Origin of the sequence: Streptomyces chengmaiensis (genome assembly GCF_029846775.1) — a bacterium.
GTDB lineage: Bacteria > Actinomycetota > Actinomycetes > Streptomycetales > Streptomycetaceae > Streptomyces > Streptomyces chengmaiensis.
In genome coordinates, this window is the sequence record NZ_JARWBG010000019.1 from 38,023 (window position 1) to 59,518 (window position 21,496).

A 21,496-nucleotide genomic window follows, 5' to 3' on the forward strand; every position below is an offset into this window, starting at 1 on the left:
CGGCGGGTTGAGGGGTTCGCTCGACCGGCGGTGACGGCTTGGACGTGCCTGCATCCCTCGCCGCGCTTTGGGGGCGAGCCGGCGCCGTGGCCGTGGACACCCGGGCTCCACGGCCTGCAGATGTTGCGAATTGCGCAACATCGCGCATAGTGAGGAACTGATATGCGTCGCCTCTCTTGACATCGCCCGCGCTGCGTGGAAAGCATGTTGCGTATAGCGAATGTAGTTGTGTTATACGAGACGCTCCCCATCTGGAGCCGGCATGAGGAGCATCACCGTCGTCGGAGCGTCGCCGGCAGGCCTGAGCACGGTCCGCGCGCTGCGCGCAGAGGGCTACGACGGCGAGATCGTCGTCATGGGGGAGGAGCGCCACACCCCCTACGATCGGCCCCTGCTGTCCAAGGACTTCCTCAAGGGCGACACCGACGCCGACGCGCTCGAGCTGGGCGACGCGGACGAGTACGAGGTCCTACGCCGCCCACTGTGCCCACACTGAAGGAGACCGCCGATGACCCTCTTCAACCAGCCCCTGCACGAGCTCGACCCCGAGGTCGCCGCCGCGGTCGACGCCGAGCTGGAGCGTCAGCAGTCGACCCTGGAGATGATCGCCTCCGAGAACTTCGCGCCGGTCGCGGTGTTGGAGGCGCAGGGTTCGGTCCTGACGAACAAGTACGCCGAGGGCTATCCGGGCCGTCGTTACTACGGCGGCTGTGAGCACGTCGACGTCGCCGAGCAGATCGCCATCGACCGGATCAAGGAGCTGTTCGGCGCGGAGTACGCCAACGTCCAGCCCCACTCCGGCGCCTCGGCCAATCAGGCCGCCCTGTTCGCCCTCGCCCAGCCCGGCGACACCATCCTCGGCCTGGACCTGGCCCACGGCGGCCACCTCACCCACGGCATGAAGATCAACTTCTCGGGCAAGCAGTTCAGCGTGGTCCCGTACCACGTGGACTCCGAGACGGGTCTGGTCGACATGGCGGAGCTGGAGCGTCTCGCCAAGGAGCACCGGCCGAAGGTGATCATCGCCGGGTGGTCGGCGTACCCGCGGCAGCTCGACTTCGCGGAGTTCCGGCGGATCGCCGACGAGGTCGGGGCGTACCTGTGGGTCGACATGGCGCACTTCGCAGGGCTGGTCGCGGCGGGGTTGCACCCGAACCCGGTCGAGTACGCGGACGTCGTCACCTCCACCACCCACAAGACCCTGGGCGGGCCTCGCGGCGGCATCATCCTCGCGAAGAAGGACTTCGCGAAGAAGCTGAACTCGTCCGTCTTCCCGGGCTTCCAGGGCGGCCCGCTGGAGCATGTGATCGCGGCCAAGGCGGTGTCGTTCAAGGTAGCCGCGTCGCAGGAGTTCAAGGAGCGCCAGCGCCGTACGGTCGAGGGCGCCAGGATCCTCGCCGAGCGGCTGACGGCGGCCGATGCCCGTGAGGCGGGCGTGAATGTGCTGTCCGGCGGCACGGACGTGCACCTGATCCTGGTGGACCTGCGCGAGTCCGAGCTGGACGGCCAGCGGGCCGAGGACCGGCTGCACGAGGTCGGCATCACGGTCAACCGCAACGCCGTCCCGGACGACCCGCGCCCGCCGATGGTGACGTCGGGCCTGCGCATCGGCACCCCGGCCCTGGCCACCCGCGGCTTCACGGCCGAGGACTTCACCGAGGTCGCCGACGTCATCGCCGAGACGCTGAAACCGTCGCACGACGCGGAGGCTCTGAAAGCCCGGGTGAAGGCCCTGGCCGACAAGCACCCGCTGTACCCCGGCCTGTAAACCGACACCCTCCCGCAGGGGCGTTCCCGCGACCGCTGGGCACGCCCCTCCAATCCCATGGAGTATGGCGTGGCAGTCAGCGTCTTCGACCTGTTCTCCATAGGCGTCGGCCCGTCCAGCTCGCACACCGTCGGCCCGATGCGTGCCGCCGTGATGTTCGTCGCCCGGCTGAAGCGGGACGGCGTGCTCGCCCAGACCGCCGCCGTCCGGGCGGAGTTGTTCGGCTCCCTCGGTGCGACCGGCCACGGCCACGGCACCCCCAAGGCGGTACTGCTCGGCCTGGAGGGCAACGAGCCGCACACGGTCGACGTCGCCCAGGCCGACCTGGACGTCGAACGAATCCGCAACGCCGGACGCATCCGCCTCCTCGGCGCCGAGATCGGCCCGGCCCACGAGATCGACTTCGACGCCTCGACCCAGCTGGTCCTGCACCGCGGGCGGTCGCTGCCCTACCACGCCAACGGCATGACCCTCTTCGCGTACGACGCCGACGGCGTGGCGCTGCTGGAGAAGACGTACTACTCCGTGGGCGGCGGCTTCGTGGTCGACGAGGACGCGGTCGGCGCGGACCGGGTCAAGCCCGACGACACGGTCCTGAGGTACCCCTTCCGCACTGGCGACGAGCTGCTGCGCCGCACGAAGGAGACCGGCCTGTCGATCTCCGCGCTGATGCTGGAGAACGAGAAGGCCTGGCGCACCGAGGAGGAGATCCGCGCGGGCCTGCTGGAGATCTGGCGGGTCATGGCGGCCTGTGTAGTGCGGGGGCTGGGCAGCGAGGGCATCCTGCCCGGCGGTCTGAAGGTCCGTCGCCGGGCCGCGGCGGCGGCCCGTGCCCTGCGCAGCGAGGGCGACCCGGCGGGCCGCGCCATGGAATGGGTGACCCTCTACGCGATGGCCGTGAACGAGGAGAACGCGGCGGGCGGCCGGGTCGTCACCGCTCCTACGAACGGCGCGGCCGGCATCGTCCCCGCCGTTCTGCACTATTTCCTGGGCTTCGTTCCGGGCGCCGACGAGGACGGCATCGTCCGCTTCCTCCTCGCGGCGGGCGCCATCGGCATGCTCTTCAAGGAGAACGCGTCGATCTCCGGCGCCGAGGTCGGCTGCCAGGGCGAGGTCGGCTCCGCCTGCTCGATGGCCGCCGGAGGTCTCGCCGAGGTCCTCGGCGGCAGCCCCGAGCAGGTCGAGAACGCCGCCGAGATCGGCATGGAGCACAACCTCGGCCTGACCTGCGACCCGGTCGGCGGCCTCGTCCAGATCCCCTGCATCGAGCGCAACGGCATGGCCGCGGTGAAGGCGGTCACGGCCGCCCGGATGGCCCTGCGCGGCGACGGCCGGCACCACGTGTCCCTCGACAAGGTCATCAAGACCATGAAGGAGACCGGCGCCGACATGAAGGTGAAGTACAAGGAGACCGCCCGCGGCGGCCTCGCCGTCAACGTCATCGAGTGCTGAGCAGGGAAGCGACACGGCATGGGACGAGTCACCGAGCGCCGGCGCGTGCTGCGGATCCGGGACGGCGCGGTGAGCACCCGCCCGGACACACTGGTCGCGGAGGAGCCGCTGGAGATTCGGCTCGGCGGCAAGCCGCTGGCGATCACCATGCGGACGCCGGGGGACGACTTCGCGCTCGCCGCCGGATTCCTGGTGAGCGAGGGCGTCGTGGGCCGGGCCGAGGACGTGGCGAACATCGTGTACTGCGCGGGCGCGACGCAGGACGGTTCGAACACGTACAACGTCGTCGACGTGCAACTCGCCCCCGGCGTACCGCTGCCCGGCATCACGCTCGAACGGAATGTGTACACGACGTCGTCGTGCGGCCTGTGCGGGAAGGCGAGCCTGGACGCCGTACGGACCACCGCACGGTGGCCGATCGCCGACACGCCCGCGATCCGGGCCACCCCGGAGCTGCTGGCCGCCCTGCCCGGCCGACTCCGGGCCGTGCAGCGGGTGTTCGACCGCACCGGTGGTCTGCATGCCGCCGGGTTGTTCTCGCCCGAGGGCGAGCTGCTGGACCTGCGCGAGGACGTCGGCCGGCACAACGCCGTCGACAAGCTGATCGGCCGAGCGCTGAGGAACGGCCGACTGCCGCTGTCCCAGACCATCCTGCTCGTGTCCGGGCGGGCGTCCTTCGAGCTGGCGCAGAAGGCGGTCATGGCGGGCATCCCGCTGCTGGCCGCGGTCTCGGCGCCGTCCTCCCTCGCCGTGGACCTGGCGGCGGAGAGCGGGCTCACGCTCGTCGGCTTCCTGCGCGGCGGCTCCATGAACGTGTACGCGGGCGAGCAGCGCATCGACCTGCGCGCGCGGCGCCATGGCCGGAGGGCCGCTTTGGGCAGGCCAGCCACGTCATGAAAGCGCGAGGTCAGGCGTAAGTCTCCATGTCGGTGGCCAGGGCACGGGTGATGGCACGGGCCACGGCGACCACGGCGGGGATGTGCGCCGCCGGCTGGATGGTCTCGGACGGGGTGACGACCGAGACGGCGGCGATGGTGGTGTCGTGCCGGTCGAGAATGGGGGCGGCCACCCCGGTCATCTCGGTGTCCCATTGGCGGCGGGAGAAGACCGCGTACCGGTCACGGCGGATGGTTGCAAGCTTGGCCCGCAGCGCCTCGCCGGTGGGGTGTGAGTCGTCCTCCTCGGTCGGCCCGTCGCCGGCGAGGAAGTCTTCTTGCACCTCGGTGGGGGCAAAAGCGAGCAGGGCCAGTCCGGGTGCAGTGGCGTTGAGCGGGAGGTGGCCGCCGACGCGGTACATGATGCGTTTCGCGTTGTGGGCGGACAGCCGCTCGACCAGGACGCCCGCCAGGCCCTCGCGCACCACCAGCTGGACGTGTTGGCGGGTGGCGTGGTGGAGGTCGTACAGGTGGGGCAGGGCGGTGGCGCGCAGGCCGTGGCCGCGTGGGGCGAGGGTGGCCAGCTCCAGCAGGCGTAAGCCGATGGTGTAGTGGCCGGCGTCGGTGCGCTCCAGCGCGCCGTGGTCGACCAGCTGGCGGGCCAGGCGCAGCGCGGTGGCCTTGGGCAAGCCGGCCCGGGCGGCCAGGGCGGTCAATGACAGCACGCGTGTGTCCGGCCCGAAACTGGCGAGCAGGCGAAAGGCCCGGTCCAGCAGGGGTTCGCCGCGGGCCGGGCGGTGTCCGCGCACGCGCGAGCTTGCCTGGTTGGTGCCGTTGCTGCCGTTGTGGTCGTTCACGCTTGGGCTCCGCGGATCGCGCTGGGTGGGTCCACTCAATGAAACCAGGGGTTCCGGGCAGCCGCCGGACCGGCAAGTATCTCCCGGGTCGGCCCTCCCCCAGGGGCGGCGCCTCGCTTCTCGACGTGAGGTTTGGGAAGGGCCCATGCCTTTGCCAGGACGCAGGCGGTGGCACGGCCGTGTCGACGCCCTCGCGGTCGCGCAGTGCAAGCGGATTCTCTCCGAGAAGATCAGCGCGCGGGTCAAGGTGCGGCGGGACGAGCGCTTTCGATCCGTGTGCATTTAGCCTGAAATTTCGACCAGAAATTGAAAGCAAAGAACTGCGGTGAGTATGCGATTACATGAAGGGGCGATGGAGTATCCTCCGAAACGCCCTGCTGTTCCGACGTTCAGCGTCATATCCGGAGCTCAGGTCAAGAGGGTACTGGCCGACCGAGAAGATGTGATTGTCGAGCTTATTTCTGCTACGTATCGATTACATCATGCCGGGGGGACCGTTAATCCTCCCTCCTATTTTCTCCGCTTCCCCGACCGGCCTGACGCGCGGATCATCGCGCTCCCCGCCGCTGTTGGGGGAGAGGCTGGTGCGGACGGCATCAAGTGGATCTCCAGCTTTCCGGGCAATGTTCAACACGGGATTCCGCGTGCCTCCGCCGTGCTGGTGCTCAATGACCCGAAAACCGGATATCCATACGCCTGTCTGGAGAGTTCCGTAATCAGCGCGGTGCGTACTGCCGCGTCGGCGGCGCTCGCTGCGGACTGGCTCAGCCGGGACAGGGGCCGTGCTAAGCGCGTCGGCTTCATTGGAACGGGACTGATCGCGCGCTACATCCACACTTACCTCGCAGGCACTGGCTGGGAATTCGACAGCGTCGGCATCCACGATGTGTCCGCCGAGCACGGTGCGGGATTCCGGGATTATCTACAAGGTGCGGGAGGCGCTGGGGAATTCGTTCTCCACGATAGCGCGGAAAGCCTGATCAGGTCCTCTGACCTGCTGGTGTTTGCGACGGTCGCCGGCTCCCCGTACATCCACACCTCCGAGTGGTTCTCGCACAACCCGCTGGTGCTGAACGTCTCGCTGCGCGACCTGTCTCCGGAAATCATCCTCGGCTCGGCAAATTTCCTGGATGACATCGAGCACTGCCTCAAGGCGAATACCTCCCCGCATCTGGCCGAACAGCAGACGGGTAACCGGGAATTCGTCACCGGTACCCTGGCTGATGTCATGCACGGTGCCGTGCGAGTTCCCGAAAACCGGCCGGTGATCTTCTCGCCATTCGGTCTGGGGGTGCTGGACATCGCGGTGGGCAAGTACGTCTGGGACGAACTGCACAGCTCTGGGGAACTGCTCGTAATCGACGAGTTCTTCGCCGAACTGCGGCGCTATGGGTGACAAGCTTCACGCGGAACTCATCTCAATGAGCCGTGAAACGAGGTAAGATATGCCGATTATCGCCAGGCCGGACGAGTTCAACATCGAGAACCTGTACGTCGACCTGAGTTCCGTGGTTTCTCAATCCCTCTACCTGAAGTGTGAGGGGTTCAACTTCGCCGGCTCCATCAAGTTGAAGACCGCTGTCGAGATGGTGGACTCCGCCGAGCGCAGTGGTCTTCTGTCCAAGGATTCCACTATCGTGGAGTCGTCGTCGGGAAATCTTGGCGTGGCACTGGCTATGATAGCGGCAAGTCGCGGCTACCAGTTCGTGTGTGTGACAGACGTGCGGTGCAACACGGCGACTCGCGAGTTAATGGAGGCTTTCGGAGCGCTGGTGCACACGATTTCCGAACCGCATCCTGAGCACGGTTATCTAGGTTCCCGCCTTGAGTATGTGCAGAAGTTGTGCTCCTCCGACAGCCGTAACGTATGGCTGAACCAATACGCCAACCCGAACAACTGGATCGCACACTACCGGCGGACCGCCCCTGCACTGTCGCGGGACTTCTCCGGGCTGGACGTGTTGTTCATCGGAGCGGGCACCACGGGCACCCTGATGGGCTGCGCCCAGTACTTTCGGCGGAACCGACCCGATGTGACCATCGTGGCCGTCGACTCGGCGGGGTCGGTCTCCTTCGGCGGTCCGGGCGGCCCCCGGATGATCCCGGGGCTGGGGGCGGGCGTACGGCCCCAGTTGCTGGACGAATCCCTGGTGGATGACGTGGTCCTCGTGCCGGAGTACGAGACTGTCCGCACGTGCCACCAGCTGGCCTCACATGGCTACCTGTTCGGTGGTTCAACCGGCACGGTGGTGACCGGCGCCGTGCAGTGGCTGGCTGAGAACCGTCCGCATCGGAACTCCACGGCAGTCGCCATCTCCCCGGATCTCGGGGAACGCTATCTCGACTCGGTCTACGAGCCCGACTGGGTTCAGCGGAACTACGGCCTGGACGTGCGGTCTCGGACCACGCACGGCAGGCCCCTCACGGCCTCCGGCGCCGTGGAGTGACGGCGTCACAGGGTCCGGCTCCAGAGATTCCCGTTCCGTGGCTGTATGCCCAGGTTCACCACGCAGACGAGAAAGGCAGACCCGAGATGCCGAACGTACCCATGGGGCTGCCATGGCCGCCCCATGGCCTGCATGAACTCATCGCCGCGCAGGCAGCCCGCACTCCGCGCCGGATGGCGGTGCGCTGCGGCGAACGGTCGATGACCTACGGCGAACTGCTGGGCGCCGTCTCGGCGGTGGCGGACAGGCTGAAGCGGCACGGCGTCGGCCCGGGGCACCGGGTCGCTGTGAGCATCGACCGCTCAACCGACCTGCCTGTGGCCCTTCTTGGAGTGCTCATGGCAGGGGCCGCTTTCGTGCCGATCGATCCGGCCTATCCCGTGGAGCGGCAGCAGTACATGCTGCGCGCCAGCGGGGCGCGGATCACCCTCACCGTCGGCAGGCTGGTCGGCCGTGAGGCGGCGGGCGTGCTCCTGGTAGACGGCTCGGATTCTGGCACATCCCGGCCCGAGGCGGACACGCTGGCCGCCCAGAACGCCGGACGGGACGGCCTGGCCTACCTGATGTACACGTCCGGGTCCACCGGGCGGCCCAAGGCGGTCGCCGTGGACCACCGTTGCCTGGTCAAGGGTGTGCTGTCCATGGCGCCCGTGGTCGGCCCGGAACCTGATGACGTCTGGCTTTCCCTCACATCCCCCTCCTTCGACCCCGTACTCGTGGATCTGTTCCTTCCTCTGGTATCCGGTGCGTCCGTGGTCATCGCCGAGGACGATCAGGTCCTGGACGGCCAGGCGCTGCGCGGACTACTGGCCCGCTGGGAAGCGACGGTGCTCCAGGCCACGCCCGTGACCTGGAGCATGCTGCTCGAAGCCGGGTGGAGCGGCGGCCTGCGCGTGGCCCTGTGCGGGGGCGAGCCGATGTCCCCGTTCCTGGCGGCCCGCCTGTGCGCACGGGCACGCCAGGTATGGAACATCTACGGGCCGACCGAGACCACCATCTGGTCGACTGCCCATGCGGTCACCCCCGGCGACCGTGGAGTCGTCCCGGTGGGCAGGCCGCTACCGGACACCACGCTGCACCTCCTGGACGAGGAACGCAGGCCGGTCGCCCCGGGTGAGCGCGGAGAGGTCTGGATCGGTGGCGGCGGAGTCACGCGCGGCTATGCCGGGGAGCCACGACTCACGGCCGAGCGTTTTGTGGCCGATCCGTTCAGCTCATCCGGCGGCCGGCTCTACCGGACCGGCGACATGGGCAGGTTGAACGCGGAGGGCGAACTGGAGTTGCTGGGACGCGCCGACCATCAGATCAAGATCCGCGGCCACCGCGTGGAACCCGGCGAGATCGAGAGTCGGCTGGCTGAAGTGCCGTCAGTCGCGGAGGCCGTGGTGGTGCCGCGCAAGGCCGGTGAGAGCCTGCGCCTGGTCGCCTATGTCCGTCCCAAGAAGGGTTCCCTCCTGGACGAGGCGCAACTTCGAGCGCACGCGGAGTCACGGCTTCCCCGGCACATGCTGCCCGCCGTGTACCTGACCGTCGACGAGTGGCCCCGTACGCCCAACGGCAAGATCGACCGGCGCGCTCTGGCGGAGCTGAGAGTTCCGGAGCCTTCCCACCATCCCGTGGCCCCGGCGCACACACAGGAATCCGCCGCCGGACCGTCCGGCAGCGGCGCGCACGAGGTGGTTGATGCGCTGGCCGCCATCTGGCAGGACGTGCTGGGTGCCTCACCGCCCAGCACGAAAGCGGACTTCTTCGCACTGGGCGGCACGTCGCTGGACGTCATGCGCATGGTCAAGGAGATCCGCGCCCGCTTCGGCATCCGGCTGAACGCCGTGCAGCTCATGCGCGTGGCGAAGCTGGACGCCCAGTCGGAACTGGTGGCAGACACCCTCGCGGCTGCGGAATCCGGCCGCTCGCAGTCGCAGGCAACCCTCAAAGAAGTGGTCACGCATGCAGAACACCGTTGAACTCAGCCCTCTTCCGACCATCATGCGACCGGTGTGGACGGCAAGCAGGCTGACGCAGGATCTGCCCGTCTACACCGAGTCCGAGGGCTTCCGACTGACCGGACCGCTGGACAAAAGCGCCCTGCTGCGGGCCCTGGACACGCTCTATGCACGACATCCATTACTGCGCACCGTGGTCACAACGGACGAGGAGGACCGGCCACTGGTCCGTGTCCTGCCGCCCAGCGCGTTCCCCCGCGTGGAACTGGATCTGCGCGAGCATCCGCGCGAGCAGGCTCTCCGGCTGGGCGAACAAGCCGTCGCCGAGGCGGCGCGCAGGACCTTCGACGTCAGCGATGCCCCGCTGGCCATGGCGCACTTGATCCACTGCGCCGAGGAGGAATGGCTGTTCGTCCTGGTGCTGCACCACCTGGTGTGCGACGGGGACAGCTTCCGGGTGCTGTTCGAGGAACTGAGCGCCCTGTACACCGGCGCACCCCTTCCCGCGGCACACCCCGATCCCCTCGGGGCGCTGCGGTCTGTGAGGGACGAGGTCGACGAGACGCAGGTACGTGCTGACCTCGACTACTGGCAGGGTCGACTGGGCGGCATCACGGACCGGTCGCCGTTCCCGTCCGACCGCGTGGCGGGGCCGCTGGCTGGACATCTGGGGGCCAGGTGCCGGGTGCCGCTGGACGACGACTGGTACGACCGGATGCGGGCCGCGGCTGCCGCGTCGCGCGTCTCGCCGTTCGCCGTCGCCGCCACGGCCCTGTCGGTCGTCCTGTCCCGGTTCGCCCGCTCCAGCGACGTGCTGATCGGCAGCACCATGAACATGCGCTCGGCAGCGGATGCAAACGACGTGGTCGGCTACTTCATGAAGACCATCCCGCTGCGTTTCACCGTGGACGAGTCCGCTCTGTCCGGTGAGTTGCTGCGTTCGACCCACGCGACCGTGCTCGACGCGATGGAGCACACCGGCGTCGAGTTCGACGAGATCCTGGGCCGGCTGAACCGTCTGGGAGACGGGCGCGCCGACTCGGAGTTCCAGGCTGCCCTGGAACTCCACTACGAGCCGGGCGACCTGAGCCTGCCAGGGGTGTCCGCCGTTCGGCTGCCCATCGACCCGGGTACGGCGAAGTACGACTTCACCTTCCACCTCGGTGCCTCCCGCGGCGCGGAGAGCTACCTGGAGTACCGCACGGAGCTGTACGACGCGGCGACGGCGCGCGCGCTGGCCGCGGCGTTCCGCACACTGCTGGCCGGGCTGTGCGCCGATCAGTCGTCACCGGTGGAGCGCCTCCCGATCCTTGAATCGGCCGACGAGGCGCCTCCTCACCGGGAGCAGACCGGCCAGGACCCTGCCCTCCAGGACCTCGTCCCCCTTCCCGGGGCCGTTCGCGCGCGGGCCGCGCTGCACCCGGACCGGCCGGCGGTGGTCCTCGGCGAAGAGGCGTTGAGCTATGCGGGATTCGTGCGTCGCGCAGATCTGGTGGGGCGGGCACTGGCCGCGCAGGGGGTCGGCCCGGGAGATGTCGTCGGCGTTGCGGTCGGTCGGTCCATCGCCCAGACCTGCGCGTTGTTCGGCGTCTGGTCGGCCGGGGCCGTCTGCGCCGCGCTCGACCCCGCCCTGCCCGCCGACCGGCTCAAGTTGATGGTGGAGGCGGCCGGCATACAGTTCGTGCTGGTGGACGCCGAAAGCGAGGTGTCGCCGGCGTTCTCGGACGTGCACCGGGTGCCCGTGCACGCCGTGGCCGACGAGGCGGGCGGCACGGTGCAGGCCGGCAACCGCGCCGTGCCCGCGCCGACGGCACAACCCGGCCTGGAGGACATCGCCTATCTCATCTTCACCTCCGGGACCAGCGGCCCGCCGAAGCCCGTCGCGATACGCCACCTCAGCCTGGCGGCGTTCGGCCGGGCGATGGGCCGACTGGCCTTCGACGCGCTGCCGGAGCCCTCCCGGGTAGCGGTCAACGCCCCGTTCTCGTTCGACGCGTCGTGGCAGGGCACCGGGCTGCTGCACGCGGGGCACACCCTCTACCCGGTGCCGGACAAGATCCGTGCGAATCCCGATGCCATGGTCGCCTTTCTGCGCGACAACGCCATCGACGTGCTGGACGGGACCCCCACCCACGTGGGAGCGCTGGTGGACGCGGGGCTGCTGGACAACCGTGCGCACGTGCCGGGGACCGTGGTGGTCGGCGGCGAGGCGCTGCCCGCCGAGCTGTGGCGGCGTCTGGCCACCGCCGACACACGGGCGTTCAACGTCTACGGGCCGACGGAGTTCACGGTGAACGCCACCGGCTGCCGTATCGACGACGCCGACGCCCGGCCGGTCATCGGCCGACCGCTCGCCGGGGTGACCGCACAGGTCATGGACGCGCTGATGCGGCAGGTCCCGGACGGATTCCCGGGTGAGCTGTACCTGTCCGGACCGCAGATGTCGGTCGGCTACATCGGTCGACCGGACCTGACTGCTGAACGCTTCCGCCGGGCTCCGAATGGCACGCGGGGGTACGCCACCGGTGACGTTGTCCGTCGGCGGAGCGACGGCACCCTCGAGTTCATCGGGCGAAGCGACGACCAGGTCAAGCTGCGGGGCTATCGCGTTGAACCGGCAGAGATCACCGCGGTGCTGCGCGACGCGCCGGGCGTGGCGGACGCCGCGATCGTGGTCCTGCGCCCCGGCACCCCCACGGCCGCGCTGCACGCGGCCCTCGTACTGTCCGACCCGGCCCGCGACCCGGCGCAGGTCAGTGCGTTCGCGGCCGGCCGCCTGCCCGCGTACATGGTGCCCGTGTCGTTCTCGGTCGTGCCGCGCCTACCGCGGAAGGCCTCGGGAAAGGTCGACGTCGCTGCGCTCGCCTCCCTCGCCGGGGACGGGCGTGAACCGGCGCCGCGCATCGACGGCGCCGATCCGCTCCAGCGGCGTATGGCATCCCTGTGGGCCCGGCTCCTGCGCCGCGAGGCCGTCTCGGGCGGCGACGACTTCTTCTCGCTCGGGGGGAACTCACTGCTCGTCAGTCGGCTCGTGCGGGAGATCAAGAAGGAGTTCGGGGTCCGCCTTCCGCTGAGGACCGTGTTCGGCAGCCGGACGCTCACGGCGATGTCCGAGGCACTGCGGGCCGAGCTGTCGACCGACGCGTCCCCGGCCGATGCCGACGAGGCCGGCCGAGGACTGGCGGTGCCGCTCGCCGAGGGAGCCGGCGCCACCAGCGACCAGCCCACGCTGGTCCTGTTCCACCCGCTCGGCGGATCGTTGTACCCGTACCAGCCGCTGCTTCGCCTGTTGTCGGCGACGACGACCGTGTGGGGGATCCGTTCACCGTCGGTCGCCGGCACCGGCCCGGAACCGGCCGATGTGGCAACTCTGGTGGAGCAGTACACCGAGGATGTCGTCCGGCGGATCCCCGCGCGGCGACTCGTGTTGTTCGGCTGGTCGCTCGGTGGCCTCATCGCCCTCGCAGTGGCTGCCGAGTTGGAGGCGCGCGGTGTCGCCGTCGACTTCGCCGAGGTGTGGGACTGCGGCGTCGGCGCCGAGGAACCCCTCGGCGACCGGGAGTCGCTCCGGATGGCCCTGCGGGCGGCCTACGGTCCCGAAGCCCTCCAGCGCCACGCATCTCTGGTCTCCCAGGTCCTGACGGTGGCGGCGGACGGCGAGACGCTCGACGACGCGTCGCTGCGGTCCGTTCAGCAGCGCACCCGCGCACTCGGCACTGAGGCGGACAACGTCGCACTGCCTCGGCACTTCCGGGTGATCCGGCAGCAGACGGAACTCTTCCGCAACTGGATGCCCACATCGCTGCGGGTGCCGCTGCACGCCGTCTACGCCGCACCCAGCCTGCGCGACGGGAGCGTCGCACGCACCGACTGGCAACGCTTCACCTCCGCTCCCTGGACCGAGGACGTGGTCGAGGCCGACCACTACGACATGGTGCGGCCCCCGCACATCAACGCTTCGGCACGCGGGCTACTCGCCCGCCTCCCCGCCGGCTACCCCCGGAGCAGGTGATCACCATGGATTCCGACGACGTCACACGCCTCTACGAGAACTTCCCCTATCCCTCGCCCACGGCCGATTCCGGCCCGATCGAGGACGTCGCGAACGGCCTGGGCTTCCTGATCCAGGACGAGGACCTGACCGGATGGCGGGTGCTGGACGTCGGCTGCGGTACCGGCCACCGGCTGCTGGGGATGGCGTTGCGCTACCCCGAAGCGCGCTTCACCGGGGTGGACGCCTCGGCCGCCTCACTGGTTGTCGCCCGCGAGGCAGCGCAGCGGCACGGGGCTCACAACATCGAGTACGTCGGGGGCACGCTGCCGCGGCTCAGCCTTCCCCGCGACTTCGACCTCGTGGTCTGCACCGGTCTGGTGCACCATCTGCCCGATCCGGAGGCCGGGATCCGCTGGCTCAGCGAACGACTGTCCCCCAACGGCCTGTTGTATCTGTGGCTGTACCACCTGCTCGGTGAGCACGACCGGTTGCTCGACCGCGAACTGGTCCAGTTGCTGCGCCCGAGCGATCCGCGGGAGCCGGGCCTGGAGACCGTCAAGGCGCTCGGGCTGGCACTGTCCGACGAACGGTATGGATCCCACTCGGGCACGAGCGTGGCCTCCGACGAGGTGCGCGACGTGGCCGAAGCGGACGCCTATCTCAATCCGATCGTGCACGCGTACCGCTTCGGTGACGTGGCCGGTCTGTGCCAGGGGCTGGAACTGGAATGGCTGGCGGCCTTCAGCGTGAACAACGACAGGGGCAGCAGGTTCATCGATCTCGCGGGCTTCGAGGACGACCCGTACCTGTGCGTCCAGGGTCCGGAACTGGTGCCGCCGACCCTGCGGGAGCGGTTCGCCGGGCTGGACAGGGCAGACCAACTGGCCGCGATCGAACTGGTCCTGCGACCCACCGGCTTCAGCGTGGCGGCCGGGCGCGGCAAGGCGCTCGACCTGTGTATGCCCGCGCTCCGTGGCAACGTCTTCGCCACTCCGGCCCAGCGCCGACCGACCACCCCCTGCTGACTGACCGCCGGACCCGAAGTACCCCAAGCCCAGCGAATGAGGAGACGAATGTGGAGCGCTTCACTCCTGTACGGCATCTGCTGTCGCTGAACGATGTCACCGACGAAGAGCTGTACGCCATCGTCGACCGGTCGCACGCGTACGCACGCGGCATGGTCCCCATGAACCGCCCACTGGCCGACCGGGTCGTGGCAACCTACTTCCGCACCACGTCCACCCGCACCCGCACCGCGTTCTCCGTCGCCGCCCTGCGCCTCGGCGCGCGACTGGTGGCCTACGGCCCCGGAGACCTCCAGGAGAACACCGGGGAGGAGGCGGGTGACACCGGACGGATCCTCGGTCTCATGCTCGACGCCCTGGTCGCCCGCACCTCAGCCAGTGCCGCCGAACTGCGTGCTCTCGCGTCCTGGGACACCATGTCCGTGGTCAACGCGATGACCGAGGACGAGCACCCCACGCAAGCGGTCACCGACCTGTCGGCAATGCTCACGGCATTTGGCCGGCTGGGAGGCCTGCGCGTGCTCTACGTGGGGGAGGGCAACAACACCGCCGCGGCCCTGAGTCTCGCCCTGCCGCGCTACCACGGCACGGAGCTCCATGTACGGACGCCGCCCGGTTACGGTCTGCCGCAGTCCGCCCTGCACCGGGGGAGCGAGTACGCCTCGTCGCACCAGGCACTGATCGAGGAACGACATGACATGGAGGACCTGCCGGACGACGTCGATGTCGTCTACACGACGCGGTGGCAGACCACCGGTACCGTCAAGCACGACCCTGACTGGATGACCGCGTTCACGCCGTTCCGCGTGGACGAGGCCCTGATGAAGCGCTATCCGTCGGCCACCTTCATGCACGACCTGCCCGCGCATCGCGGCCAGGAGGTGGACGCCGACGTCCTCGACGGAGAGCGCAGCATCGCGTTTCAACAGGCCGCACACAAGCTCTACGGCGCCATGGGCGTTCTGGAGTGGTGCCTGGCCGGCCTGCCGCAGGCGAGCCGGACCGCAACCCGATGACGAAGAAGGACGCCATGTATGTGACCATGCTCAAATCCAAAATCCACCGGGCCACCGTGACCCAGGCCGACCTGCACTACGTGGGATCGCTGACCCTCGATGAAGACCTCATGGCCAAGGCCGGGTTGTTGCCTGGCGAAAAAGTCGACATCGTCGACATCAACAACGGCAACCGTCTGTCGACCTACCTGATCAAGGGTCCCAGGAACTCCGGGGTGGTCGGCATCAACGGGGCCGCTGCCCGACTCATCGGCGTCGGAGACTTGGTGATCATCATCGCCTACCGGCATGTTCCGGAGGCCACGGCAACCGAGGGAACACCACGCGTGGTGTTCGTGGACGAGCACAACCGGGTCACGTCACTCGGCCAGGACCCGGCGGAGCCGGGTGAGCTGCCCGGTACGCTGCGCGGCGACGTGACACACCCCGTCGTATGAGTGAGCGATGTCGGCTGCGGTCCAGTTCTGCCGTATGACGGCTGGCCTCGCGATTCCTTCGGCAGCCCGCGCGACCCTACTACGGCTGAGCGAAAAGCTGGGCTTGCGCACGAACGGCTCCCGGTCGCCGGAAGGCCGCTGTATCAAGTTCGCCACCTCCACGGCGGCGTGGGGCAGCACCGACCCGCGACTCCTCACCACCGCACTGCGGACTGAGCCCACGGTTTCGGCGGACCACGATGCCCTGGACGCCCCCCTGGCCGTCGCGGAGTACGCGAAGCCTGCTCACCCGCGTCGCCCTCGCCGAGCGGTCCAAGGCGAACAAGAGCAGGTGAGTAACGGACCGCCTTCCAGCAGGCGGCGCACACGCTGTATGGCGCGATGGCCGTGCTGGTGTGGTGCCTCTGCCCGCCGCTCCTTGCGACGTCCCTGTCCCATTCCCCTCTCCGCACCAGGAGCGTTTCCTCCCATGCCCGATCAGTCCTTGCCCCGGTGGCAATACAGCCATGACATCGAAGCCATCGTCGAGACGTTGAGCGAGGCGTTTTTTCATGACCCCGTCATGGAATGGATTTTCCCCCAAGAGATTTCCCACCGGCGTCGAGCACTCGACAGCTTCTACACGATATCGATAGAGCACTTCCTGCGTCACGGGGGCCATGCCTGGGCCACGCCGGAGCACGAGGCGGTCCTCGTGTGGACTCCTCCCGGCGAGCCAAACCTGTCAGAGGCCGACACGGAAGCCTACAATCGCCGGCTAGAACACGCTCTCGGCGGGGAGTACAAAAGAGTCGAAGCGTTCCTGAAGGCATTGGAGCAACAGGCGCCCCAGGAACTTCCGGACGGGTATGTCCACGTCATGTTTGCCGCCCGGCATCCTGGAAAATCCACCTCAGCGGATTGGCAAACACTCATGCACGCCCTGCGAGAGATGGTGTTCCGCGAAAGTCTGGACATCTATGCCGAATCCTCCAGCCTGCAGAATTTGCGGATCTGGAAACGGCTGGGATTCCAGCGCATCGGTCAGGAGATCCGCCTCCCGGACGGGGGGCCCGACATCTATCCCATATTCGGGAACGTCAACGGCCGGATCAAATGAGTGGTATGTGGCCAGGTCATCGCCTTCCAGGTCGCCCCCGAGATGACCTGGCAGAACGCGATGGGCATGTGTGTCGTCTACGGTCTTGTGATCATGCTCCTGGTGGTCACCGGACTACGAGAGATGATCATGTGCGGCGGCGTAGTTCCACACGGCCGAAGCGGTGGCCGATGGTCAGGAAGAGGTCGTCCAGTTCGAGGTCCCACTGCTCGGCAACACGCTCGGTGATCACGTGGGGAGGCTGCCGAGCACCCTGTCACTACCTGCGGCGTTGTCGCACGATCGAGGGGCGGTCTCCGTGAGACCGCCCCCGCACAATCGAAGTCCCACTACACTCCCGCCACCCGGCGAAAGACCAGGTCAGACAGCGAAATCCTGCTGGAGTACCAGATCTGTCCGTATGCCAGCCGATCGTGACTGTCAGCCGATCGCGAGGGAGGCCGATGCGTCGATGAGGGCGAGTTGGCCCGGGCCGGCTCTCCAGGTCCGGGCCTGTTCCACGAAATGGCCCAGCTCCGCGCGGACGGTGGCCGAGTCGATGCGCTTGATCACGGGCAGCGTGGCCTCGACGATCTGACAGGCGCCGTCGAGGCGGCCGGCGCCGGCCAGGGATGTCGCCTGCCGAACCGCGAAGCGGGCCTGGGAGTTGCTGTCCGACGGGACGGCCGGCCAGCGCCGGCGCTCGGCGGCGAAAAGTTCGGCAGCCAGCTCAAAGCGACGGAGGCTGAGCATGCAGGACGCCTCGATGAGCCGAAGGTTGCCGTTCTCGATGCGCGGGCCCCAGTGAGGGGTCCGGTCGCCGATGACCTCGGCGGCGTGGCTTCTGAACCGCTCCAGTGCCTCCCGGCAGGCCCCCGCATCGCCACGGCGGGCATGCCCCTGGGCCGCGCGCCGCGCGGCGTGCGCGCGGATTACCGGGTTGGCCGCCGGGTGCCCGGCCGCCTGGTCAGCGAATCCGATCGCCGCATCGGTGTCACCGCGGTGCTGGGCGATGAACGCCTTGCGGACCAGGGCATACGCGGCCACTGTTTCGTCCCCGCCGTGCGCGCCCCAGCGGACCGCGAGATTCGTCCAGCGCAACGCCTCCGCGGGATTTCCCGCCTCTTGTGCCATCCACCCCGTGTATTCGGCGAACCTCGAGGCCAGCAGCCAGATCTCGGCACGCTGCCCGCCAACGGCGTGCGGACCGGCATCCGTCAGGATCCGCGTGATCGATTTCATCGAAGCGGTGACGAACCTCGGTCCAGTGGATCTGCCGATGTCCTTCAGCTCCCATAGGACCCGCTCGTAGCCGGAGACCAAGGAGCCGGCCTCGACGATGCCCTCGGTCCGGGCGCCGCGGCGGCCGGCCCCGGCCAGCTCGACGAGTTGCCCGCCGGTGCCGAAGGCTGCGTCGCATGCGGCCGCCACAGCGGGCGTCGGGTTGCGCACCCCGCTTTCCAGATTGCAGATCTGCCCTTCGGACACGTGCGCGCGCCGGGCGAACTCGCGCACGCTCCACCCCCGGCGTGCCCGGAGTGTGGCCAGGACGACGCCGAAGTCGCCCGGCGGCAGGCGTGTGCTGGTCGATCTCCCTGCCGAGTCTATCTCTGCCGCGCGCTCCGCCGGGTCCATACCGGCCAGCGTACGGAGCCTTGCGGCCGCTATTCAATCCCCGGCGAATGGCGCCGAGCGTTGTACTCCGCCCCTAGGGTGAGCACGATCGTTGACGTCAACACTTGCCAGACAGGGGGCAATTGTGCCGCGCATCTTCCTCAGCTTTCGCAAACCGGACTCCCGGTGGATGCGAGACCGTGTCTACCGCGTGCTGTCCGACCGCTTAGGTGCCAACGAGATCTTCAAGTCGGGCCAGTCGATACCGCCCGGGGCCGATTTCGCCGAGATCCTGCGGCGGCAGGCCGCCGAGTGCGAGCTCATGTGCGTACTGATCGGGCCGGGGTGGCTCGACGCGCGGGGCGAGGACGGTGTGCGGCTCCTGGACCGGGCTCACGACTGGGTCCGCCTGGAGATCGCGACAGCTCTGCGGGCGGGAAACCGCGTCGTCCCGGTCCTTCTGGGTGACGCGACGATGCTGCCCGACGCCTCGGCGCTGCCGGCCGAGATCGCGGAGCTGGCGCGCCTGCAGTTCCTCCGTGTTCCGGAGACCCATCTGCCGGACGGGCTAGAGCACTTGGGCGACGCGGTGACCGCTCTCCTGTCCGATACCGATCCCGACCCCGCTAACGAACGCGGGCACGGCAGGGCGCCGGCCGCCGATCCGGAGCCGTCAGTGACCATGACGGCCCATGTGTCCGGCGGTGGCAGCGCCTACCAGGCGGCCCGTGATCAGACGATCAGACTAGCGTGAGGGGCGGACGATGGATCATCCCGGAGCAGACGGTGCTCATCGGATCGGGCCGTACGCGTTGCTCGGAAGGCAGAGCACGGTCGGCGGGGGCGAAGTCGTCGCGGCCCGCACGGACGATGGACGACTCGTCACTGTCACGGTCGTGCGGCCCGAACTCGCGGCGGACCCGGGTTTCCGGGACCGGTTCCGATCCGCCGTCGAGACGGCACGGACGCTGTCCGGTGCCTTCCTCGTACCGGTGGTGGATGCCGACGCCGACGCACCGGTTCCGTGGCTGGCGACCGAGTTCACCGCCGGACTGCCGCTCCGGCAGGCGGTGGACCGGCACGGCCCGCTGTCCGAACCGGCTCTGCGGGTGCTCGCCGACGGCCTCGCCCGGGCGCTGGCCGCACTCCACGAGGCTGGGACGGTCCACGGCGAGGTGAGCCCGGACTCGGTGCTGCTGACCATGGACGGGCCCCGCATCACCGCCATGGGGATCGTGGGAGCCACCGGCAGTCTGGCACCCTCACCGACGGACGACATGTTCGACCTCGGGTCGACCGTGCTGTTCGCAGCTTCCGGAGGCGAGCCGGACACGGGTGCCCTCCCCCTGTCGCTGCGCGAGGTGATCGACGGCTGCCTGTACCCGGAACCGCCGGACCGTCCCACCGCGGAGCAACTCGTCGACTACCTGAGGCGTCAGGACCTGCCGGCCCTGGGGGGCAGTTGGCTGTCGCCGGCGGTGACCGCCGACATGGCCGCCGCGGCCGCGGAGGTGGGATCGGTGTCCGCCGGGGACGGCGGCCGGGGCCCGTTTCCTCCGCCGTCGGTGATCGCTGCCGGGAAGGGCGTCAGCCGCCGGAAGTTGATCATCGGTCTGGCCGGGGGCGCGGCTGTACTCGGCGGAGCCGCGGCGGCACTCGCCTTTTCCGGCGACTCGTCGTCGGCACCCGACGGCCGGGCCGGCGGGCCCGGGTCCACTGCACGGCCGGCCTCTCCGTCAGGCGTGCGATCCACGTCGGCCTCGTCTGCGTCGCCGTCCTCGACGGACGGACCGGAATCGATCGTTCTGGCCGGACCCGACGCCGCCAAGGCATGGTCAGACGCCGGAAAGCACGCCCCCACCTGCCTGGAAGCGTCCGACAAGGTGGTCATGGTGGTCACGGACACTGCCACGTCCTTCCTGGACGCCGCGACCGGAAAATCCGTGTTTCCCCAGCTGAACACGTCCAACGACTTCGGCGCGACCATGAACAAGTACCCGACGGCGTACGCGGACGGAGTGTTCTACCTGCTCTGCGACACACCGAGTCGGTCAGGCTTGCTGGCGGCGTTCGACGCCGCCAGCGGGAAGGTGAAGTGGGCGACCAAGATGGCCGACGTCGATCCCGGCGGCGGCACGAGGGCGCCGATTTATCTTGCAAAATACGTCGCGGTCAGCGGGAACACTGTGTACGTGTGCGGGAACCTGCCCTCCACGTCGTCCTCACTCTCAGATCCGAGCACCGGCTACATACGCGCGTTCGACGCCGCGACCGGTAAGGGACTGTGGCGGGTCAAGGGCACTGACATCAACAACGTGCTTGTGCCGCCCTCCGGTTCTCACCTGCTGGCCACCTCGGCCGTTCCGGGCAAGAAACCCGGCCGTGTCCAGATGATCGACGCAGGCAGGAGAGGCGCCCGCGGCTGGAACGTATCCGTCCCGCACGCCGCGTACTACTTCACCACCGGCTGGCCGCTGACGTGCTACGCCGCCGGGCTGTTCCTGTTCGCCGGCGGCAACGGGAATACGCTGTTCGCCGTCGACGCAGCAACAGGCGGCGAGAAGTGGCATCAGCGCTTCGATGCGAAGAACGGGGACCAGGTCCAGATCGGAGCCCCGTTCTCGAGCTTGGACGGTACGACAGTCTACGTACCGGTGGGTAGTGATCTGGTCGCCCTGACCTCCACCGACGGCACTCCCAAGTGGATCGCGACGCTCGACGGGGCCAACGACATCGGCGGGTCCAACATGTTCGAGGCCTCCCACAGGATTCTCGGCAAGAGCACCCAGTGTTCGGCCGACACCGTCTTCGCCACCGACGGCGCCAAGACGCTGTGGGCCATCGACGCGGCCACCGGCAGGGCCCGGTGGAAATACAGCGACCGCGGGCAGCCGGACGTGGGGTTCCTCTGGACGGTGGGCGGCGACCACGTGTTCATCGCCTCCCACCTGACAGTGACCGCGATCGCGGCCCACGGGCGGTAAAGGACA

17 protein-coding genes are annotated in these 21,496 nt (G+C 68.7%); 15 read left to right on the forward strand and 2 right to left on the reverse strand.

The features are described from left to right. Nucleotides 1-262 precede the first annotated feature (262 nt). From QCN29_RS17605 to fdhD, 4 genes are all read left to right on the forward strand, one after another. A complete protein-coding gene (locus QCN29_RS17605; protein WP_398859358.1) occupies nucleotides 263-496 on the forward strand; it encodes an FAD-dependent oxidoreductase in 234 nt (77 codons plus the stop codon). A gap of 12 nt (nucleotides 497-508) precedes the next feature. Further along, on the forward strand, nucleotides 509-1,768 hold the full coding sequence (gene glyA / locus QCN29_RS17610; protein ID WP_279929143.1) for a serine hydroxymethyltransferase: 1,260 nt from the start codon (nucleotides 509-511) through the stop codon (nucleotides 1,766-1,768). A gap of 69 nt (nucleotides 1,769-1,837) precedes the next feature. Then, entirely contained in the window at nucleotides 1,838-3,220 is a 1,383-nt protein-coding gene (locus QCN29_RS17615; RefSeq protein ID WP_279929146.1) for an L-serine ammonia-lyase, read from the forward strand. Nucleotides 3,221-3,238: 18 nt separating this feature from the next. Further along, on the forward strand, nucleotides 3,239-4,117 hold the full coding sequence (gene fdhD / locus QCN29_RS17620; protein WP_279929147.1) for a formate dehydrogenase accessory sulfurtransferase FdhD: 879 nt from the start codon (nucleotides 3,239-3,241) through the stop codon (nucleotides 4,115-4,117). 10 nt (nucleotides 4,118-4,127) lie between these two features. On the opposite strand, the gene QCN29_RS17625 is transcribed toward fdhD, so the two are convergent. Further along, nucleotides 4,128-4,952: an IclR family transcriptional regulator gene (locus QCN29_RS17625; RefSeq protein WP_279929149.1), complete on the reverse strand. Its 825-nt coding sequence runs from the start codon at nucleotides 4,950-4,952 to the stop codon at nucleotides 4,128-4,130. 145 nt (nucleotides 4,953-5,097) lie between these two features. On the opposite strand from QCN29_RS17625, the gene QCN29_RS17630 reads away from it, so the two are divergent. From QCN29_RS17630 to QCN29_RS17670, 9 genes are all read left to right on the forward strand, one after another. Continuing rightward, a complete protein-coding gene (locus QCN29_RS17630; RefSeq protein WP_279929150.1) occupies nucleotides 5,098-5,238 on the forward strand; it encodes a hypothetical protein in 141 nt (46 codons plus the stop codon). 66 nt (nucleotides 5,239-5,304) lie between these two features. Further along, a complete protein-coding gene (gene sbnB / locus QCN29_RS17635; RefSeq protein WP_279929153.1) occupies nucleotides 5,305-6,348 on the forward strand; it encodes a 2,3-diaminopropionate biosynthesis protein SbnB in 1,044 nt (347 codons plus the stop codon). Between the two features lie 49 nt (nucleotides 6,349-6,397). Next, a complete protein-coding gene (sbnA, locus tag QCN29_RS17640) occupies nucleotides 6,398-7,399 on the forward strand; it encodes a 2,3-diaminopropionate biosynthesis protein SbnA (RefSeq protein ID WP_279929154.1) in 1,002 nt (333 codons plus the stop codon). Nucleotides 7,400-7,485: 86 nt separating this feature from the next. Beyond that, nucleotides 7,486-9,363 (forward strand): non-ribosomal peptide synthetase, encoded by a 1,878-nt coding sequence (locus QCN29_RS17645; RefSeq protein ID WP_279929155.1) that lies wholly within the window; start codon nucleotides 7,486-7,488, stop codon nucleotides 9,361-9,363. Beyond that, a complete protein-coding gene (locus QCN29_RS17650) occupies nucleotides 9,347-13,354 on the forward strand; it encodes a non-ribosomal peptide synthetase (protein WP_279929157.1) in 4,008 nt (1,335 codons plus the stop codon). Before QCN29_RS17645 ends, QCN29_RS17650 begins: the two co-directional genes overlap by 17 nt. A 5-nt stretch (nucleotides 13,355-13,359) precedes the next feature. Beyond that, nucleotides 13,360-14,361 (forward strand): class I SAM-dependent methyltransferase, encoded by a 1,002-nt coding sequence (locus QCN29_RS17655; RefSeq protein WP_279929158.1) that lies wholly within the window; start codon nucleotides 13,360-13,362, stop codon nucleotides 14,359-14,361. Between the two features lie 50 nt (nucleotides 14,362-14,411). After that, nucleotides 14,412-15,377 carry an ornithine carbamoyltransferase gene (locus QCN29_RS17660; RefSeq protein WP_279929160.1) on the forward strand — a complete coding sequence of 322 codons (966 nt, stop codon included), beginning with the start codon at nucleotides 14,412-14,414 and terminating at the stop codon, nucleotides 15,375-15,377. Between the two features lie 14 nt (nucleotides 15,378-15,391). Continuing rightward, entirely contained in the window at nucleotides 15,392-15,814 is a 423-nt protein-coding gene (gene panD / locus QCN29_RS17665) for an aspartate 1-decarboxylase (RefSeq protein WP_279929253.1), read from the forward strand. Between the two features lie 469 nt (nucleotides 15,815-16,283). Beyond that, entirely contained in the window at nucleotides 16,284-16,913 is a 630-nt protein-coding gene (locus QCN29_RS17670; protein WP_279929161.1) for a hypothetical protein, read from the forward strand. Between the two features lie 420 nt (nucleotides 16,914-17,333). Here the strand turns inward: QCN29_RS17670 and QCN29_RS17675 are convergent, their stop codons facing one another. Then, entirely contained in the window at nucleotides 17,334-18,527 is a 1,194-nt protein-coding gene (locus QCN29_RS17675) for a helix-turn-helix domain-containing protein (protein WP_279929162.1), read from the reverse strand. Between the two features lie 124 nt (nucleotides 18,528-18,651). On the opposite strand from QCN29_RS17675, the gene QCN29_RS17680 reads away from it, so the two are divergent. Next, nucleotides 18,652-19,260 (forward strand): toll/interleukin-1 receptor domain-containing protein, encoded by a 609-nt coding sequence (locus QCN29_RS17680; RefSeq protein ID WP_279929163.1) that lies wholly within the window; start codon nucleotides 18,652-18,654, stop codon nucleotides 19,258-19,260. Nucleotides 19,261-19,270: 10 nt separating this feature from the next. Beyond that, nucleotides 19,271-21,490 carry an outer membrane protein assembly factor BamB family protein gene (locus QCN29_RS17685; RefSeq protein ID WP_279929164.1) on the forward strand — a complete coding sequence of 740 codons (2,220 nt, stop codon included), beginning with the start codon at nucleotides 19,271-19,273 and terminating at the stop codon, nucleotides 21,488-21,490. Nucleotides 21,491-21,496: the final 6 nt, after the last annotated feature.

Excerpts from the sequence above, each read along its gene's own strand:
- QCN29_RS17670 (WP_279929161.1), top strand. The coding sequence starts at position 16,284 with ATGCCCGATCAGTCCTTGCCCCGGTGGCAATACAGCCATGACATCGAA.
- QCN29_RS17645 (WP_279929155.1), top strand. The coding sequence starts at position 7,486 with ATGCCGAACGTACCCATGGGGCTGCCATGGCCGCCCCATGGCCTGCAT.
- glyA (WP_279929143.1), top strand. The coding sequence starts at position 509 with ATGACCCTCTTCAACCAGCCCCTGCACGAGCTCGACCCCGAGGTCGCC.
- QCN29_RS17650 (WP_279929157.1), top strand. The coding sequence starts at position 9,347 with ATGCAGAACACCGTTGAACTCAGCCCTCTTCCGACCATCATGCGACCG.
- panD (WP_279929253.1), top strand. The coding sequence starts at position 15,392 with ATGTATGTGACCATGCTCAAATCCAAAATCCACCGGGCCACCGTGACC.
- sbnA (WP_279929154.1), top strand. The coding sequence starts at position 6,398 with ATGCCGATTATCGCCAGGCCGGACGAGTTCAACATCGAGAACCTGTAC.
- QCN29_RS17605 (WP_398859358.1), top strand. The coding sequence starts at position 263 with ATGAGGAGCATCACCGTCGTCGGAGCGTCGCCGGCAGGCCTGAGCACG.
- sbnB (WP_279929153.1), top strand. The coding sequence starts at position 5,305 with ATGGAGTATCCTCCGAAACGCCCTGCTGTTCCGACGTTCAGCGTCATA.
- fdhD (WP_279929147.1), top strand. The coding sequence starts at position 3,239 with ATGGGACGAGTCACCGAGCGCCGGCGCGTGCTGCGGATCCGGGACGGC.
- QCN29_RS17675 (WP_279929162.1), bottom strand. The coding sequence starts at position 18,527 with ATGGACCCGGCGGAGCGCGCGGCAGAGATAGACTCGGCAGGGAGATCG.
- QCN29_RS17685 (WP_279929164.1), top strand. The coding sequence starts at position 19,271 with ATGGATCATCCCGGAGCAGACGGTGCTCATCGGATCGGGCCGTACGCG.
- QCN29_RS17630 (WP_279929150.1), top strand. The coding sequence starts at position 5,098 with ATGCCTTTGCCAGGACGCAGGCGGTGGCACGGCCGTGTCGACGCCCTC.
- QCN29_RS17655 (WP_279929158.1), top strand. The coding sequence starts at position 13,360 with ATGGATTCCGACGACGTCACACGCCTCTACGAGAACTTCCCCTATCCC.